Origin of the sequence: Streptomyces sp. H39-C1, assembly GCF_027158125.1 — a bacterium.
GTDB lineage: Bacteria > Actinomycetota > Actinomycetes > Streptomycetales > Streptomycetaceae > Actinacidiphila > Actinacidiphila fildesensis.
Genome location: NZ_JAPVLS010000041.1, coordinates 68245 through 83060, shown reverse-complemented (window position 1 = coordinate 83060; position 14816 = coordinate 68245). Strand labels below are relative to the sequence as shown.

Annotated in this window: 18 protein-coding genes; 10 read left to right on the top strand and 8 right to left on the bottom strand. The window is 70.6% G+C overall.

Annotated features, from left to right (window positions below; genetic code table 11):
• Nucleotides 1-68: 68 nt before the first annotated feature.
• Nucleotides 69-848 carry a SigE family RNA polymerase sigma factor gene (locus O3W51_RS25840; protein WP_269287425.1) on the bottom strand — a complete coding sequence of 260 codons (780 nt, stop codon included), beginning with the start codon at nt 846-848 and terminating at the stop codon, nt 69-71.
• Nucleotides 849-1081: 233 nt separating this feature from the next.
• Between O3W51_RS25840 and O3W51_RS25835 the strand changes: the two genes are divergently transcribed.
• From O3W51_RS25835 to O3W51_RS25815, 5 genes are all read left to right on the top strand, one after another.
• Nucleotides 1082-1759: a response regulator transcription factor gene (locus O3W51_RS25835; RefSeq protein WP_187144990.1), complete on the top strand. Its 678-nt coding sequence runs from the start codon at nt 1082-1084 to the stop codon at nt 1757-1759.
• 29 nt (nt 1760-1788) lie between these two features.
• A complete protein-coding gene (locus tag O3W51_RS25830; protein WP_198357111.1) occupies nt 1789-3252 on the top strand; it encodes a sensor histidine kinase in 1464 nt (487 codons plus the stop codon).
• A 5-nt stretch (nt 3253-3257) separates the two neighbouring features.
• Nucleotides 3258-3914, top strand: coding sequence for a hypothetical protein (locus O3W51_RS25825; protein WP_269287430.1), 657 nt, complete (start codon nt 3258-3260; stop codon nt 3912-3914).
• A gap of 17 nt (nt 3915-3931) precedes the next feature.
• Nucleotides 3932-4465 carry a VanZ family protein gene (locus O3W51_RS25820; protein ID WP_307811157.1) on the top strand — a complete coding sequence of 178 codons (534 nt, stop codon included), beginning with the start codon at nt 3932-3934 and terminating at the stop codon, nt 4463-4465.
• A 91-nt stretch (nt 4466-4556) separates the two neighbouring features.
• The gene (locus O3W51_RS25815) at nt 4557-4757 is read left to right on the top strand and encodes a PspC domain-containing protein (protein WP_138352210.1); all 201 of its coding nucleotides are present in this window, start codon (nt 4557-4559) and stop codon (nt 4755-4757) included.
• Here the strand turns inward: O3W51_RS25815 and O3W51_RS25810 are convergent.
• The 3 genes from O3W51_RS25810 to O3W51_RS25800 all read right to left on the bottom strand — a co-directional run bounded on the left by O3W51_RS25810 (nt 4741) and on the right by O3W51_RS25800 (nt 7237).
• Nucleotides 4741-5463 carry a hypothetical protein gene (locus O3W51_RS25810; protein ID WP_138352211.1) on the bottom strand — a complete coding sequence of 241 codons (723 nt, stop codon included), beginning with the start codon at nt 5461-5463 and terminating at the stop codon, nt 4741-4743. The genes O3W51_RS25815 and O3W51_RS25810 overlap by 17 nt on opposite strands.
• A gap of 140 nt (nt 5464-5603) precedes the next feature.
• Complete coding sequence (locus O3W51_RS25805; RefSeq protein ID WP_138352212.1) at nt 5604-5966, bottom strand: ATP-binding protein; 363 nt, start codon at nt 5964-5966, stop codon at nt 5604-5606.
• Between the two features lie 104 nt (nt 5967-6070).
• Complete coding sequence (locus tag O3W51_RS25800) at nt 6071-7237, bottom strand: adenosine deaminase (protein WP_138352213.1); 1167 nt, start codon at nt 7235-7237, stop codon at nt 6071-6073.
• Nucleotides 7238-7337: 100 nt separating this feature from the next.
• Here O3W51_RS25800 and O3W51_RS25795 point away from each other — a divergent pair, with 100 nt between their 5' ends.
• Nucleotides 7338-8114 (top strand): alpha/beta hydrolase, encoded by a 777-nt coding sequence (locus O3W51_RS25795; protein WP_138352214.1) that lies wholly within the window; start codon nt 7338-7340, stop codon nt 8112-8114.
• A 21-nt stretch (nt 8115-8135) separates the two neighbouring features.
• On the opposite strand, the gene O3W51_RS25790 is transcribed toward O3W51_RS25795, so the two are convergent.
• Entirely contained in the window at nt 8136-9122 is a 987-nt protein-coding gene (locus O3W51_RS25790) for a LysR family transcriptional regulator (RefSeq protein ID WP_138352215.1), read from the bottom strand.
• A 92-nt stretch (nt 9123-9214) separates the two neighbouring features.
• Here O3W51_RS25790 and O3W51_RS25785 point away from each other — a divergent pair, with 92 nt between their 5' ends.
• Nucleotides 9215-10558, top strand: a complete 1344-nt coding sequence (locus O3W51_RS25785; RefSeq protein ID WP_198357052.1) for an MFS transporter — start codon at nt 9215-9217, stop codon at nt 10556-10558.
• Nucleotides 10559-10637: 79 nt separating this feature from the next.
• Here O3W51_RS25785 and O3W51_RS25780 read toward each other — a convergent pair whose 3' ends face one another.
• Together O3W51_RS25780 and O3W51_RS25775 are read right to left on the bottom strand one after the other, a co-directional pair.
• Nucleotides 10638-11228 carry a Uma2 family endonuclease gene (locus tag O3W51_RS25780; RefSeq protein ID WP_138352217.1) on the bottom strand — a complete coding sequence of 197 codons (591 nt, stop codon included), beginning with the start codon at nt 11226-11228 and terminating at the stop codon, nt 10638-10640.
• 106 nt (nt 11229-11334) lie between these two features.
• Complete coding sequence (locus O3W51_RS25775) at nt 11335-11730, bottom strand: ATP-binding protein (RefSeq protein WP_244809364.1); 396 nt, start codon at nt 11728-11730, stop codon at nt 11335-11337.
• Nucleotides 11731-12038: 308 nt separating this feature from the next.
• Here O3W51_RS25775 and O3W51_RS25770 point away from each other — a divergent pair, with 308 nt between their 5' ends.
• The 3 genes from O3W51_RS25770 to O3W51_RS25760 are packed head-to-tail and all read left to right on the top strand — an operon-like array spanning nt 12039 to nt 13381.
• Nucleotides 12039-12923: a helix-turn-helix domain-containing protein gene (locus tag O3W51_RS25770; RefSeq protein ID WP_269287429.1), complete on the top strand. Its 885-nt coding sequence runs from the start codon at nt 12039-12041 to the stop codon at nt 12921-12923.
• A gap of 5 nt (nt 12924-12928) precedes the next feature.
• Nucleotides 12929-13147 (top strand): DUF397 domain-containing protein, encoded by a 219-nt coding sequence (locus O3W51_RS25765; protein ID WP_198357055.1) that lies wholly within the window; start codon nt 12929-12931, stop codon nt 13145-13147.
• 9 nt (nt 13148-13156) lie between these two features.
• A complete protein-coding gene (locus O3W51_RS25760; protein ID WP_381585557.1) occupies nt 13157-13381 on the top strand; it encodes a DUF397 domain-containing protein in 225 nt (74 codons plus the stop codon).
• Between the two features lie 144 nt (nt 13382-13525).
• Here O3W51_RS25760 and O3W51_RS25755 read toward each other — a convergent pair whose 3' ends face one another.
• Nucleotides 13526-14803 carry a thymidine phosphorylase gene (locus O3W51_RS25755; RefSeq protein WP_269287423.1) on the bottom strand — a complete coding sequence of 426 codons (1278 nt, stop codon included), beginning with the start codon at nt 14801-14803 and terminating at the stop codon, nt 13526-13528.
• Between the last annotated feature and the right edge of the window lie 13 nt (nt 14804-14816).

Below are 14816 nucleotides of genomic sequence, written 5' to 3'. Positions count from 1 at the left end.
CGTTCCCCCCGCTTCCCCGTTCCCCCCCGCCGGTCCCCCGACCGGCGTTCTGTGGACGGTCCGAATCGTCAGGCCACCAGCTCGCCGAACGACTCCTCCTCGTCGCGGCCGAAGCTCAGCGCCTCGTCCTCGCGCATCCGGCGCAGCGAGCGCCGGATGCTGCTCTTGACCGTGCCGACGCTGATGCCGAGGATGTCGGCGATCTCCGGGTCGGTGCGGCCTTCGTAGTAGCGGAGCACCAGCATGGTGCGCTGGGTCTCGGGAACCTTGGCCAGCGCCTGCCACAGCACGGCGCGCAGTTCGGTGCCGCCCATCGCGTCCGACTCGCCCACCGTCTCCGGCAGTTCCTCGGTCGGGTACTCGTTGAGCTTGCGGCGGCGCCAGGCGCTGATGTGCAGGTTGGTCATGGTGCGGCGCAGGTAGCCGCCGACGGCCGCCTTGTCGCTGATCCGGTCCCAGGCGCGGTAGGTGGAGAACAGCGCGCTCTGCAGCAGGTCCTCGGCCTCGTAACGGTCACCGGTCAGGTGGTAAGCGGTGGCGTAGAGGGAGGCGCGGCGGTCCTTGACGTAGGCGGTGAACTCCGCCTCCGCCAGGCTGTCGTGCCGCGGTACCGGAATGGTGGCCGTTGCGGTGGCCGTGGCGGCCGGTGCACCGGCGCCGCCCTCGATCGCCGTCATGTACGGCGGCCGGTTGCGGGTCACCTGGCCGGTGCTCTGTGCCGTCTGTCGTCCGGTGCCGCGAGCGCACCCCCGTCCGTTCGCGGCACCGGACTTCCCGTCGTTCCGGCCGGCGGTGTGCTGGCGCGGCTGAAGGACTGCGGTGGTGGTGGTGCTGTGCAGTGCGTTCATGTCGCGCCCCCGTCGGTGGAACCGTCTTGGTGATATTCGGCGTCGGTCTCCGTGTGGATGCCGCTGCCTTAGGTCCATAAGACTGCCGGGCCAGTTTCATGGCGCTGTCCGCCGAGTGTCACAGGCCCGTCACAGAGACTTCCGGTACACGCAGAGTGAGCCGGAGGCCGATCCTTGAGGTGAGATCCCCCAGTGCTCGATACATGGGCATCCGGTAGGTCACAATGACCGGCGTGCCTTTCCTGTTGCTTATCGAGGATGACGACGCCATCCGTACCGGCCTCGAACTCGGCCTGTCCCGCCAGGGCCACCGTGTGGTTGCCGCGGCGACGGGCGAGGACGGCCTGAAGCTGCTCAAGGAGCAGCGCCCCGACCTGATCGTGCTGGATGTGATGCTGCCGGGCATCGACGGCTTCGAGGTGTGCCGCCGGATCCGGCGCACCGACCAGTTGCCGATCATCCTGCTGACCGCCCGCAGCGACGACATCGATGTCGTCGTGGGGCTGGAGTCGGGGGCCGACGACTATGTCATCAAGCCCGTCCAGCCCCGGGTGCTCGACGCCCGCATCCGCGCCGTGCTGCGCCGCGGTGAGCGCGACAGCACGGATTCCGCGGCCTTCGGCTCCATCGTGATCGACCGTTCGGCGATGACGGTGACGAAGGACGGCGAGGATCTGCAGCTGACGCCGACCGAGCTGCGGCTGCTGCTGGAGCTGAGCCGCCGGCCCGGCCAGGCCCTGTCCCGGCAGCAGTTGCTGCGGCTGGTGTGGGAGCACGACTACCTCGGTGACTCGCGGCTGGTCGACGCCTGTGTGCAGCGGCTGCGCGCGAAGATCGAGGACGTTCCGTCGTCACCGACCCTCATTCGTACGGTCCGCGGTGTCGGGTACCGCCTGGACACGCCGCAGTGACGGACCGGTTCTTCGGCTGGGCCACCGGCATGCTGCGCTGGACCAGCCTGCGGCTGCGGCTGGTCGCGGTGTTCGCCGCGGTGGCGCTGACGGCCGCCGTGTCCGCCTCCGGGATCGCGTACTGGCTGAACCGTGACGCGGTGCTGACCCGTGCGCAGAACTCCGCGCTCAACGACTTCCGCGACTCGCTGCAGCGCAACGCGGCCTCGCTGCCGGTCAACCCGCCGTGCGAGGGGCTGAAGGACGCCGCCGACGAGATGGGCGGCCCCGGCAGCTACGCGGTGCTGCTCATCGACAGGACCCCGGACAACGGGCCGTGCGCGGCGCCGTCCAGCCGCGACGTCTTCACCCTGGACGATGTGCCGAAGGCACTCCAGGACGCGGTGAACACCCGGCACAAGCAACAGGACAACAAGTACCACCTGCACTGGCTGCGGATCTCGCTGCACGGCACGCCGTACCTGGTGGCCGGCGCGAAGATCATGGACGACGGCCCGACCGGCTACATGCTCAAGTCGCTGGACGCGGAGCGCAAGGACCTCAACTCCCTGGCCTGGTCGCTGGGGATCGCCACGATGCTCGCGCTGATCGGCTCCGCCCTGCTGGCCCAGGCCGCCGCCTCGACGGTGCTGCGGCCCGTCCAGCGGCTCGGTGTCGCGGCGCAGCAGCTCGGCGAGGGCCGGCTCGGCACCCGGCTGAAGGTGTCGGGCACGGACGAGCTGGCGGAACTGTCCAGGACGTTCAACAAGGCGGCGGAGGCCCTGGAGACGCGGGTGGAGGAGCTGAGCGCGCGGGAGGCCGCCAGCCGCCGCTTCGTCGCCGACATGTCGCATGAGCTGCGCACCCCGCTCACCGCGATCACCGCCGTGACCGAGGTGCTGGAGGACGAGGCCGACTCCCTCGACCCGATGATCGCGCCCGCCGTGCGCCTGGTGGTCAGTGAGACCCGCCGGCTCAACGAGCTGGTGGAGAACCTGATGGAGGTCACCCGCTTCGACGCGGGCACCGCCCGGCTGCTGCTCGACGAGGTCGACGTGGCCGACATGGTGACGGCGTGCATGGACGCGCGGGCCTGGCTGGACTCCGTCGAGCTGGACGCGCCGCGCGGCATCTTCGTCCGCCTGGACCCGCGCCGGCTCGATGTGATCATGGCGAATCTGATCGGGAACGCGCTCAAGCACGGCGGCTCCCCGGTCCGGGTGTCGGTGCGGACCGCCGAGGACCAGCTGGTCATCAGCGTCGCGGACAACGGTCCCGGCATCCCCGAGGACGTGCTGCCGCACGTCTTCGACCGTTTCTACAAGGCGGACGCGTCCCGCGCCCGTTCGGAGGGCAGCGGGCTCGGCCTGTCGATCGCGATGGAGAACGCACACATCCACGACGGCGACATCACCGCCGCGAACGCGCCGGGCGGCGGCGCCGTCTTCACCCTGTACCTGCCGGTGCGGCCCGCCGAGGCACTGCCCGAGGGCGACGAGGACGGCCGACCGTGACGACCATGACGTCCCTCCTGCGGAACGGCCTGCGCTCCTCGCGGGCCGGAACACTCCGCACCGCCGCGCTGCTCGCGGCCCTCGTCACCGCCGCCACCTGCGGCTGCGGCATCCGGACGACCACCGTGCCGGTGGACGCGGGACCCGCGCCCACCCGGGTGTCGTGCGCCGTGCCCCGGGCGACCGTCCCGCCGGAGACGCCCGGCGCCACCGTCGTGAAGGTGTACCTGGTGTGCAGCGCGCTGGCCGCGCAGGTCACCCGGACCGTCACGAGCTCCGACGTCACCGGGGCGCGCCCCGCTCCGGCGAGCCGGCTGGTCGCCGCCCATGAGCTGCTCGACCAGCTGAAGCGCCGGCCGTCGGCCGGGGAGGCGGAGGCCGGGTTCGCCACCGAGGTGCCCGGCAACCTGAACCTCACCGGCCCCAGGCCGGGTGATCCGAAGGACTCGCTGCGGCTGAACCTGTCACTGGACGAACTGCCGTCCTTCGCGCTGGCCCAGCTGGTGTGCACCTTCACGGCCGCGCCCGGTGTCGGCCTCGCGGACCGCTCCGTACTGCTCGGCGGTCCGGATGCCGCGGACCCCGTCAAGCGCTACCTCTGCACGTCCGCACTGCGCACCAGGCCGGACGCGGCGGACACGGCGGGAACCGTCGTCAAGTGAATGGCGTCATTCCCCTCGTGCAGCCTGAAGCCCCGATCCTGAAGGCACGCGCGATGGGCCTGGTGCTCACCGCCGTGCATCTGTCCTTCGTCGGATGGCTGATGCTCCGGCCGCACTACGTTCCCTGGGTGGCGGCGCCCAATCTGCGGCCGCTCGACACCATCCACGCCGACCTGGCCATGAGCCCGTTCGAGGCGGCCCGGCGGCTGCTCGCGGGACTGCTGCTGCTCGCCCCGCTCGGTGTCCTGCTGCCGATGACGGGCGGCCGGATCCGCACCCCCGGGGTCGGCTCCTTCGCCCGCACGGTCTTCGCCGGACTGATGGTGTCGCTGTCCGTGGAGTTCCTGCAGACGGTGGTGCCGGGCCAGATCTTCGACATCGACGCGCTGCTGCTGAACACGGCGGGCGTCGCCCTGGCGTATCTGGCGGTCGTCCCCGCGGCCCGGCGGCTGCTGCGCCGCCGCGGGTTCGGTGCCCTCACCGGGCCCGGACCCCGGGCCCGGTCTCAGGGGTCGTCCCCGACGACTCCCAGGGTCGGGATCGCCCCGTAGAGCGATGATTCGACAGGGTATGTACTCGTAGCGTTGGAGACATCGGAACACCGGAAACCTCCGGCATCCGACCTTCCGACAGGAGTACGAGATGAGCGCCCTCGCCCGCCCCACCAACGGCCGCATGATCGGCGGTGTCTGCGCCGCGCTGGCCAACCGGTTCGGCACCTCCGCCACGACGATGCGGGTGATCTTCCTGCTGTCGTGCCTGCTTCCCGGCCCGCAGTTCCTGCTCTACATCGCCCTGTGGGTGATGCTCCCGGCGGAGAAGTCCGCTACCGCCGCTTGGTGACCGGCGCGCCCAGCTTCTTCAGCTGCGCGGTGACCACCGCCGGCGGCACGTCGTAGCTCTTCGCCAGGGTGACGTCCGCGCCGCGGAAGATGCTGACGGTCGAGCCGGTACGGATCACGACGAAGTCCTGCCGTGCGCCGCTGCCGCCCGCCGCGAAGCCGAGCGCGAACCGCAGATCGTCGTCGCCCAGTTCGAGCGCGGGCCGCGGGGCGACCGCCACCGGCACTCCGGTGACGCCCCCGATGACCGGCTTGAAGCCGGCCGCGCACGCGTGAACCGCGGTCCGCAGGGCCGCGACCGCCTTCTGCGCTCCCCCGCTGCCATAGGCGGAGAGCGTGACGGTGACGCCCGCGCCGGGCATCTTCTGGCCGGCCGGGGCGAGCGCCCTCGGGACGGTCTCCTTGGCACCGGCCGGCGGACGCCCGGAGAGCAGATCGGCGAGCGGCTGGCACGCGCGCTTGTCGGCCGCCGTGGCGTCGGCGGCCGCACCGGCGGCATCGCCCGCCGTCACCGTGAAGCCCGGCACGTCCCCCGGCACGAGCGCCGTCCGCTCCAGCGCCGTGCGCGCGGGCAGCACGGCCGGCGTGGTGGCGCCGGGCCCGGTGGAGGCCCCGGCCGTGTCGCCGCCGGACGATCCGCTGCAGGCCGTGACCAGCAACAGGGGCGCGAGCAGCGCGAACCCGGCGATCCTCTGGGGAATGTGCACGCGCGGAGCGTAGCAAGAGCGACGGGCCGTACCCCGCCGGGAAGGCAGGGTACGGCCCGTCGCCGCGTCACGATGCGCGTAGCGGTCGCTGGTCGGTCCGCGGCTGGGCACCGCGGGGTCGGTGCTGTGGTGCGGGAGGGTCAGCCGCCGAGCAGGCCGCCGGGCAGCGCGTTGGTGGCCACCGGGCCGGTCGGCAGGCTGTTGGTCGTCACGCCCTTGGCCACCGGCAGACCGCCGAGGAGGCCGCCGACCGGGTCCTTCTGGGCCTCCGGCAGCGTGGAGCCGCTTCCGGTGAGCACCGTCTTGGTGGACTCGGTGGCCGTGCTGAGGCCGGGCAGGGTGTCGGTGACCTGGCCGGTGGGCAGCTGGCCGGCGAGCTGGCCGACCGTGCCCAGGGCGTCGACGGCGGGGAGGGCGGCGGCCGAGGCGGAGCCGGCGGCAGCGGCGGCGAAGGCGACGCCGAGAGCGGCGGCACCAAGGGTCTTCATGGTTCGGGTCGTCATGGCTCCGGAACGTAGTCATGACATCACGAAGGGTGCAAGCGGGGAAAATATGTACGGGCGTGGCCGTAACCCGGGGGTCACGGCCACGCCCGAAGGTTTTCCGATCAGCCCTGCGGTGTGGCAGAACCGCTGGCCAGCGCCGGTGTGGCGGCGGCCTGCTGGAACAGCCACTCCGCCTTCAGCTCGGCGTATCCGGGCTTGATTACGTCATTGATCATCGCGAGACGTTCATCGAAAGGGATGAATGCTGATTTCATCGCATTGACCGTAAACCACTGCAGGTCATCGAGGGAGTACGCGAAAGCCTCGACCAGGTGCTCGAACTCACGGCTCATGCTCGTACCGCTCATCAGCCGGTTGTCGGTGTTCACCGTGACCCGGAAGTGCAGCCGGCGCAGCAGCCCGATGGGGTGCTCGGCGTACGAGGCGGCCGCCGCCGTCTGCAGGTTGGACGACGGGCACATCTCCAGCGGGATCCGCTTGTCGCGGACGTAGCTGGCGAGCGGGCCCAGCTTGACCGCACCGTCCTCGGCGACCTGGATGTCGTCGATGATGCGCACCCCGTGGCCGAGCCGGTCGGCGCCGCACCACTGCAGCGCCTGCCAGATCGACGGCAGCCCGAAGGCCTCACCGGCGTGGATCGTGAAGTGGTTGTTCTCCCGCTTGAGGTACTCGAAGGCGTCCAGGTGCCGGGTGGGCGGGAAGCCCGCCTCGGCGCCCGCGATGTCGAAGCCGACGACGCCGTGGTCCCGGTAGCGGTTGGCGAGTTCGGCGATCTCCAGCGAGCGGGCCGCGTGCCGCATCGCGGTCAGCAGCGCGCCGACGCGGATGCGGTTGCCGTCCTCACGGGCCCGGCGCTCGCCCTCACGGAAGCCCTCGTTGACCGCTTCGACGACCTCTTCGAGGGTCAGTCCGGCTTCGAGGTGCTGCTCGGGGGCGTAGCGGATCTCCGCGTACACGACACCGTCGGCCGCGAGGTCCTCGGCACACTCGGCGGCGACCCGCACCAGCGCCTCGCGGGTCTGCATGACCGCGCAGGTGTGGGCGAACGTCTCCAGGTACCGCTCCAGGGAGCCGGAGTCGGCGGCCTCGCGGAACCAGGTGCCGAGCTTGTCCGGATCGGACTCGGGGAGACCGGCGTAGCCGGATTCGCGGGCGAGATCGACGATCGTGCCGGGACGCAGCCCGCCGTCGAGGTGGTCATGGAGGAGCACCTTGGGCGCGCGACGGATCTGGTCCGGGGTCGGGGTGCTCGTTTTCTGGCTCTGCATTCACGAACGATACCGCCTACGCGCGTAGATCACCTCCCGGGGCGGATTATTTTCCGCACGGACATGTAGCGCACACCCCTCCGTCTGCCATCGTTGGGCCATGGCTTCGCAAGCATTAACGGCGCGGGATGCCCGGCTCGGCCGGCCGGTCGCGCCGGGACTCGTTCCCGCCCCGCGGCGCGAGACCGGAGAGACGGTCCGCGCCGTCGTCCTTGTCCTCCCCGGCGGTGACGCCACCAGCACCCGCCGCCGCTCCCCGCTGGCCGCCGCCCTCATGTGGCCGCTCGCCCGCCATCTGGTGCGCGAAGGCCGGGCCGACGGCCTCGCCGCCCATGTCGTCCACTACCGCTACCGCGGCTGGAACGGCGGCAACGCCCATCCGGCGGAGGACGCCGCATGGGCCGTCGGCGAGATCGTCCGCCGCTACGGCGACGTCCCGGTCTGCCTCGTCGGCATGGACATGGGCGCCCGCGCGGCGCTGCACGCCGCGGGCCACCCCGCCGTCAACTCCGTTGTGGCGCTGTCCCCTTGGCTGCCGCCCGGCGAGGAACCCGATCCGGTGAAACAGCTCATCGGCCGCCAGGTCCTCATAGCCCACGGCACCGACGACTTCGCCACCGATCCCGAACTCTCCTACCTCCTCGCGGAACGCGCCAAGAAGGTCAACCGCGACGTGTGCCGCTTCGAGGTCCACACCGACGGCCACACCCTCCACCAACACCGCGCCGAGATCTTCGCCCTCACCACCGACTTCACCCTGGGCGCCCTCCTCGACCGCCCCTTCGCCCGCCCCATCGCGGACGCACTGGCGGCACCACCACCGCTGGGCCTGCGAATGCCACTCGCCTCCGGCTTCGGCCAGTCCCTCCATCACTAGGGCCTGGCCCTGGGCCGCGGCCTACCGCGGCAGCAGCTGCCCCCGGCGCGACAGCAGGAACTTCTTGAACGCCGCCACCGGCGCCGTGTCCGGATGCCCGTCCAGCCACGCCACCCCGATGTACCGCACCGCGCGCGGCGCCGACACCGTCAGCTCGACCACCCCCGGCCGCGGCACCGCCGGCGGCGGCAACAGAGCCACGCCCAGCCCCGCCGCCACCAACCCGCGCAACGTCTCCGCCTCCTCGCCCTCGAACGCGAGCCGCGGTACGAAGCCCGCCTCGGCGCAGAGGTCGTCGGTGATCCGCCGCAGCCCGTAGCCCGGTTCGAGGGCGACGAACAGATCACCCGCGGCCTCGTCCAGCCGGACCCGCTTACGGTTCGCCAGCCGGTGGTCGGCCGGGACCACCAGCCGCAGCCGCTGCTCGTCGAGCCGCCGGACCACCAGGTCCGGCGCGTCCGGCGGCGGCGACGTCAGGCACAGGTCCAGCTCGCCGGCGCGCAGCCGCTCCAGCATCGCCTCGGCGTAGTTCTGCACCAGCTGGAACTGCACGCGCGGATAGTCCGCGCGGAAGCCGCGCAACAGCGACGGGACGGTCTCGGACCCGAGCGTGTGCAGAAAGCCGAACGCCACCTTGCCCGTGTGCGGATCGGCGTCCACCCGTACCGCCTCGGCGGACCGCTCCACCTCGCCGAGCGCCCGCTCCGCCGACGCCAGGAAGGTGTGACCCGCGCGGGTCAGCTGGACGTTGCGGCCCCGGCGGGCGAACAGCGCGACCCCCAGATCCTGCTCCAGCCGGACCATCGCACGGCTCAACGTCGACTGCGGCATCCCGAGTTGCTGCGCGGCGCGCGTCACGTGCTCGTGCCGCGCCACGGCGGCGAACTGGGCGAGGCGCGGCGCCAGCACCGCCGCCCAGGACTCGCCGTCCAGGTCCGCGACGGTCGGCGCCGCGACCGGCGGCCGGCCTGTTACGGAAGTGTCTTTTCCGTTGCGGGGCGATGACATCGACCCCGCTGACCTCTGCTCATGCGTCACAGCATCAATACTGCACTGTTTGTGCATTGGACGCATAAAACCGGCGGTCCTAGATTCATGGCATGCCTCCCGCCGATACGGAGGCGTCCGCCGCACTGCGCGCGGGCGCCTCTGCTCCGCCGTCCCCCGACACCACCGCCAAGCTCAGCCCCGGCAGCCCCGGCTACCGCCGCGCCAACTTCGCGCTCTTCGCCGCCGGTCTCGCCACGTTCGCGCTCCTGTACTCCACGCAGGCACTGCTCCCCGCGATCTCCGCCGACCTCGCGCTGACCCCCGCACAGGCGAGCCTCACGGTCACCGCCACCACCGCCGCCCTCGCCATCGCGCTGCTGCCGGTGAGCGCGCTCAGCGAGAAGTACGGCCGTACGGCGGTCATGACCGCCTCCGTCTTCAGCGCGGCTCTCCTGGCCCTCGTGATCCCGTTCGCCCCGGACCTCACCACGCTCGTCGTGCTGCGTGCCGTACAGGGCGTGGCACTGGCCGGGCTCCCCGCGACCGCCATGGCGTACCTCGCCGAGGAGATCCACCCCAAGGCGGTGGCCTCCGCGATCGGCCTGTACGTGGCGGGCAACAGCATCGGCGGCATGAGCTCGCGGGTGTTCTCCGGAGCGGTCTCCCAGGCACTCGGCTGGCGCACCGCCCTCTTCGTCGTCGGCCTCGTCGCGCTCGCCTGCGCCCTCGCGTTCCGCCTCCTGGTCCCGCCGGCCCGCAACTTCCAGCCCGGCCCGGTCAACCCGGCGGCCCTCCTCCGCACCGTCACCGGCCACCTCGGCAACGCGCTGCTGCGCAGGCTCTACGCGATCGGCCTGCTCTTCATGGCCGTGTTCGGCGCGGTCTACACGGTGCTCGGGTATCGGCTGATGGCTGAGCCGTTCGGGCTCTCGCAGACCGCGGTCGGCCTGATCTTCCTCGTGTACCTGGTGGGAACGGCGGCCTCGGCGGGATCCGGTGCGCTTCTTGGCCGGGTCGGCCGCCGGGGGTCGCTCTACGTCGCGGTGAGTCTGGCGGCGGCCGGCCTGCTGCTGACTCTGTCGACGTCGCTGGTTCTGGTGCTGGCCGGCCTCGTACTGATCACCGGTGGCTTCTTCACCGGCCACGCCGTGGCGTCGTCTTCCGTGAGCCGGACGGCGACGACGGGTCGGGCTCAGGCGTCGGCGCTGTACCTGACGGCGTACTACATAGGGAACAGCGTGGGCGGCACCGTGGGCGCTTCCGCTTTCAACGCGGCGGGGTGGGAGGGGACGGTGGCCCTCAGCCTTTCGGCGCTGGTTGGGGTGGCGGGGATCACCCTCTACGCCACGCGGCGCGCTGTGCTTACTGCTCGGGCCGGTGGTGGGTCGGGGGCCGGGCCTTCCGGTGCAGGGGTCCGAAATCGACTATTTACGGGCGTGGCCGCCCACAAATAGCTCGGCAGCATTTCGGCCCCCTACACCTCCAGCCCCGTCCCCCTCACGTCCAAGCCCCGGCGTCGGCTGAGCCCGGCATCTAGCCGACGGGGAACGATCCCGTCGCCAGCGTGATCCCGAACGGCGCGGGCAGCTCGATCGGATCGCCGAATTTCACGGCGTGGTGAGACCGGTAGACATCACCCTCCGGCTCGCTGAACAGGGTGACGGTCGGACCGCCAGGTGCCCAGGAGTCGATCAGCAGATACAGCGGCACCCCGGCGCACGCATAGGCGGCGGGTTTGCTGATCCGATCATGACCCGGGTTGCTCGGCGAGGTGATCTCGGCGATGAGCCGGGCCTCACTCGCGGCGATGAAATGACCGGGCCTCTGCAGCGCCGCCTTCGGCACAACCGCCAGGTCAGGGATGAAGAGGCCCTTGCGCGACGGCACTGCGAGCCCCTGCGTTTGAAAGATGCCCCAGTCTCGGGGGATCACCCGATACAGCTCACGTTGCAGATCATCCGCAATGTTGTTGTGGTCATTGGCGGGCGGTGGTGCCACGGTGACGATCCCCTCGATGATCTCCACCGTGCAGCCCTCGGGTACGTCCGTCTCTTCCCAGATACGGACGAGGTCGTCCCAGCCGTAGCCGTTGTACGACTCCGGCTCGACGTTGAGTGCGCTCATGGTGTGCTCCTCGTTCGGTACGTCACCGATCCCAGCATGCAGAACGGGACCGGTGGACGTCCACCGATCCCGTTCACCCATACGGGGAAGCCGCAGGCCAGAGGCCTCATCTGGCGTGGCTGCCCCCGGCTGCGAGCTGGGCCCAGACGAGTTTGCCGACGCCCTGGCGGGTGTTCACGCCCCAGCATCCGCGGGTGAGCTCCTGCACCAGCGCGAGGCCGCGCCCCCATTCGTCGTCCTCGGACGGCTGCCGCATCTCCGGCCGCTTCCCGTTCGCGTCATGCACCTCGATGCGCACGCCGCCGGCCAGCCGAATGACCCGCGTCTCGACCCGTCGCCCCGGCACCCGTCCGTGCACCACCGCATTCGTCATCAGCTCGGAGATGACGAGCACAGCCGGTTCGACGAGGCCTGCCAATCCCCAGTCGTTGAGCGTCTCCTCCAGCAGGTGCCGGGCCTGGCCGACCGAGCGGGGTGAGGACGGCCACCGCGTTGTCACCACGGAGGCCCCATCGCGAACTCCGCCCCTGGGCGGTACCTGTTGCATCGTCGTGCCTCCGTCGTCCCGGGGCCGTTACTCTCGGCGAAGTCGTGCGTGCTCTATGTGAGCAACCGCATGCAAGCGTGGCACTCCCGGCGCTACGGTGATAGCGCTCCAGCGGAATTCTGCCGTCAACTTTTCGCGTGAACTTCCTTGTCCCACCAGGGATTTCACACCCCACGACGACATCTCCCGCTGTGGCGCAGAAGGTTCCTTGCACGCGCGGAACCTTCCCCCACACACTGGAACACTGCGCGGAGGAGAAGCAGATGATCACAGACGTGGAGGCGGCAACGCCCGCTCTCTGCCGCCTCCAGTTAGGCAGCGAACTGCGCCAACTGCGGCTGGCCGCCGACCTCAAGGGTGCCCAAGTGGTCAAGAAGCTGATCTGGAGCCCCTCGAAGCTCACCCGGCTGGAAACCGGGGAGAATTCGTCCGTCGAGACCCCTGATGTCATGGCTCTGTGCGAGATCTACGGAGCGGATACGGAGACCCGGGCTCGGTTGCAGGGATACGCGGCTGTCACCAAGACCAAACGCGACTGGTGGCTGATGCCTGAGTACCGCCCGGTCATCGGCCCTGGGATCAAGGCATTCCTGGACCTTGAGGCCACTGCAACCTCGCTCCAGAACTACGAGTCCCAATTCGTCCCCGGCCTGCTGCAGACCGAGGCGTACGTGCGCGCCATCCACCAACGCGCCCACCGGGAACGCCCAGCCGAGGACATCGACCGCGTGGTGTCGGTCCGCACCACCCGACAGGCGATCCTCAGTCGCGGAGACTCGCCCCTGAAGTTCACCGCGATCATCGACGAGGCGGTGCTGCTACGGAAAGTCGGCAGCCCGACCGTCATGCGCGATCAACTCAACCACGTCATCAACGTAGTTGAATCCCGGCACAATGTGAACGTGCAGGTTGTGCCCTTCCGCGTCGGCGCCCACTCGGGGATGAACGGATCGTTCTTCGTCATCCAGTTTCCGGAAAAGCTCGCGCTCAAGCCGATGGTCTACCTGGAGAACCTGACGGACGCCTGGGTCAAGAGAGGCGATAGTGCCGTGGAGCGCTACGGGGACTCGATCTCCGAACTCCGGGCCCTCGCTCCGGGACCGCAGGAGTCCTTGAACATGATCAAAGAAGCGATCAAGGAGCACTGATACCGATGACCACCACGGCTGACGTCCTCAAGCACACCAACTGGTTCAAGTCGAGCTACAGCAACGATCACGGCGGCGCATGCGTCGAGGGCGCCCGCCTCGCCGACGGATCGATGGCCGTCCGCGACTCCAAGGACCCGCACGGCCCTGCCCTGATCTTCACCGCCGACGCATGGCAGTCGTTCGCGTCCGCGACCCAAAACGGCGAGTTCCCCGCAGCTTAAGGAGCAGAGATGCCGATGCCCACCAGCGCCCGCGCCCTCAACAACGCTGCCTGGTTCACATCCAGCTACAGCGACAACCAGGGCGGCGCATGCGTCGAGGGCGCCCGCCTGGCAGACGGCTCGATGGCCGTCCGCGACTCCAAGGACCCGCACGGGCCCGCCCTGGTCTTCACCGCCGACGCATGGCGGTCATTCGCGGCCGCAGTCGGGTACGGCGAGTTCCCCGACGCCTGAGTACGGACGGAGGGGGACGGGGGCGGAGGGGGTGGGGTTCGAAATGCTGCCGAGCTATTTGTGGGCCGCCAGGCCCGTAAATAGTCGATTTCGAACCCCACCCCCGGAGTCACCGGCCCCCGGCCCGCCCGCGCACCCGCAGCGTTACGCGATCCGGTCCAGCACAATCGGCTTGGGCTCGAACGCCGCGCCCGGCGCCCCCACCAGCACCCCACCGTCCAGCGCGTCCAGCGCGTACGCGAACTTCTCCGGCGTGTCCGTGTGCAGCGTCATGAGGGGCTGGCCCGCCACGACGGAGTCGCCCGGCTTGGCGTGGAGCTCGACGCCCGCGCCGAGCTGGACCACGTCCTCCTTGCGCGCGCGCCCGGCGCCGAGGCGCCACGCCGCGATACCGACGGCGTACGCGTCGAGGACTTCGAGGACGCCGCTCGTCGAGGCGTGCACGACGTGCTGTTCCCGCGCCACCGGCAACGTGGCGTCGGGGTCGCCGCCCTGGGCGGCGATCATGCGGCGCCAGATGTCCATCGCGGAGCCGTCCGCGAGGGCCTTCGCCGGATCGGCGTCGGGCAGACCGGCCGCGTCGAGCATCTCGCGCGCCAGCGCCAGCGTGAGCTCGACGACGTCGGAAGGCCCACCGCCCGCCAACACCTCGACAGACTCCCGCACCTCCAGCGCGTTACCGGCCGTGAGGCCGAGCGGCGTGGACATGTCCGTCAGCAGCGCGACCGTGCGCACGCCGTGGTCCGTACCGAGGCCGACCATCGTCGACGCCAGCTCGCGCGCGTCCTCGATCGTCTTCATGAAGGCGCCGGTGCCGACCTTCACGTCGAGCACGAGCGACCCCGTGCCCTCGGCGATCTTCTTCGACATGATCGAGGAGGCGATGAGCGGGATCGCCTCGACGGTGCCGGTGACGTCGCGCAGCGCGTAGAGCTTCTTGTCGGCGGGGGCGAGGCCGTCGCCCGCGGCGCAGATGACGGCGCCGGTGCCGCGCAGCACGTCGAGCATCTCGGCGTTGGTCAGCGACGCGCGCCAGCCCGGGATGGACTCCAGCTTGTCGAGGGTGCCGCCGGTGTGGCCGAGGCCGCGGCCGGACAGCTGCGGCACGGCCGCGCCGCAGGCGGCCACGAGCGGGGCCAGCGGCAGCGTGATCTTGTCGCCGACGCCACCGGTGGAGTGCTTGTCGGAGGTGGGGCGCGGGAGGGAGGAGAAGTCCATCCGCTCACCGGAGTTGATCATCGCGGCGGTCCAGCGGGCGATCTCGGCACGGTCCATGCCGTTGAGGAGGATCGCCATGGCGAGCGCGGACATCTGCTCGTCGGCCACGACACCGCGCGTGTACGCGTCGATGACCCAGTCGATCTGCTCGTCGCTGAGGCGGCCGCGGTCGCGCTTGGTGCGGATGACGGAAATGACGTCCATGACAGGGGTTTCC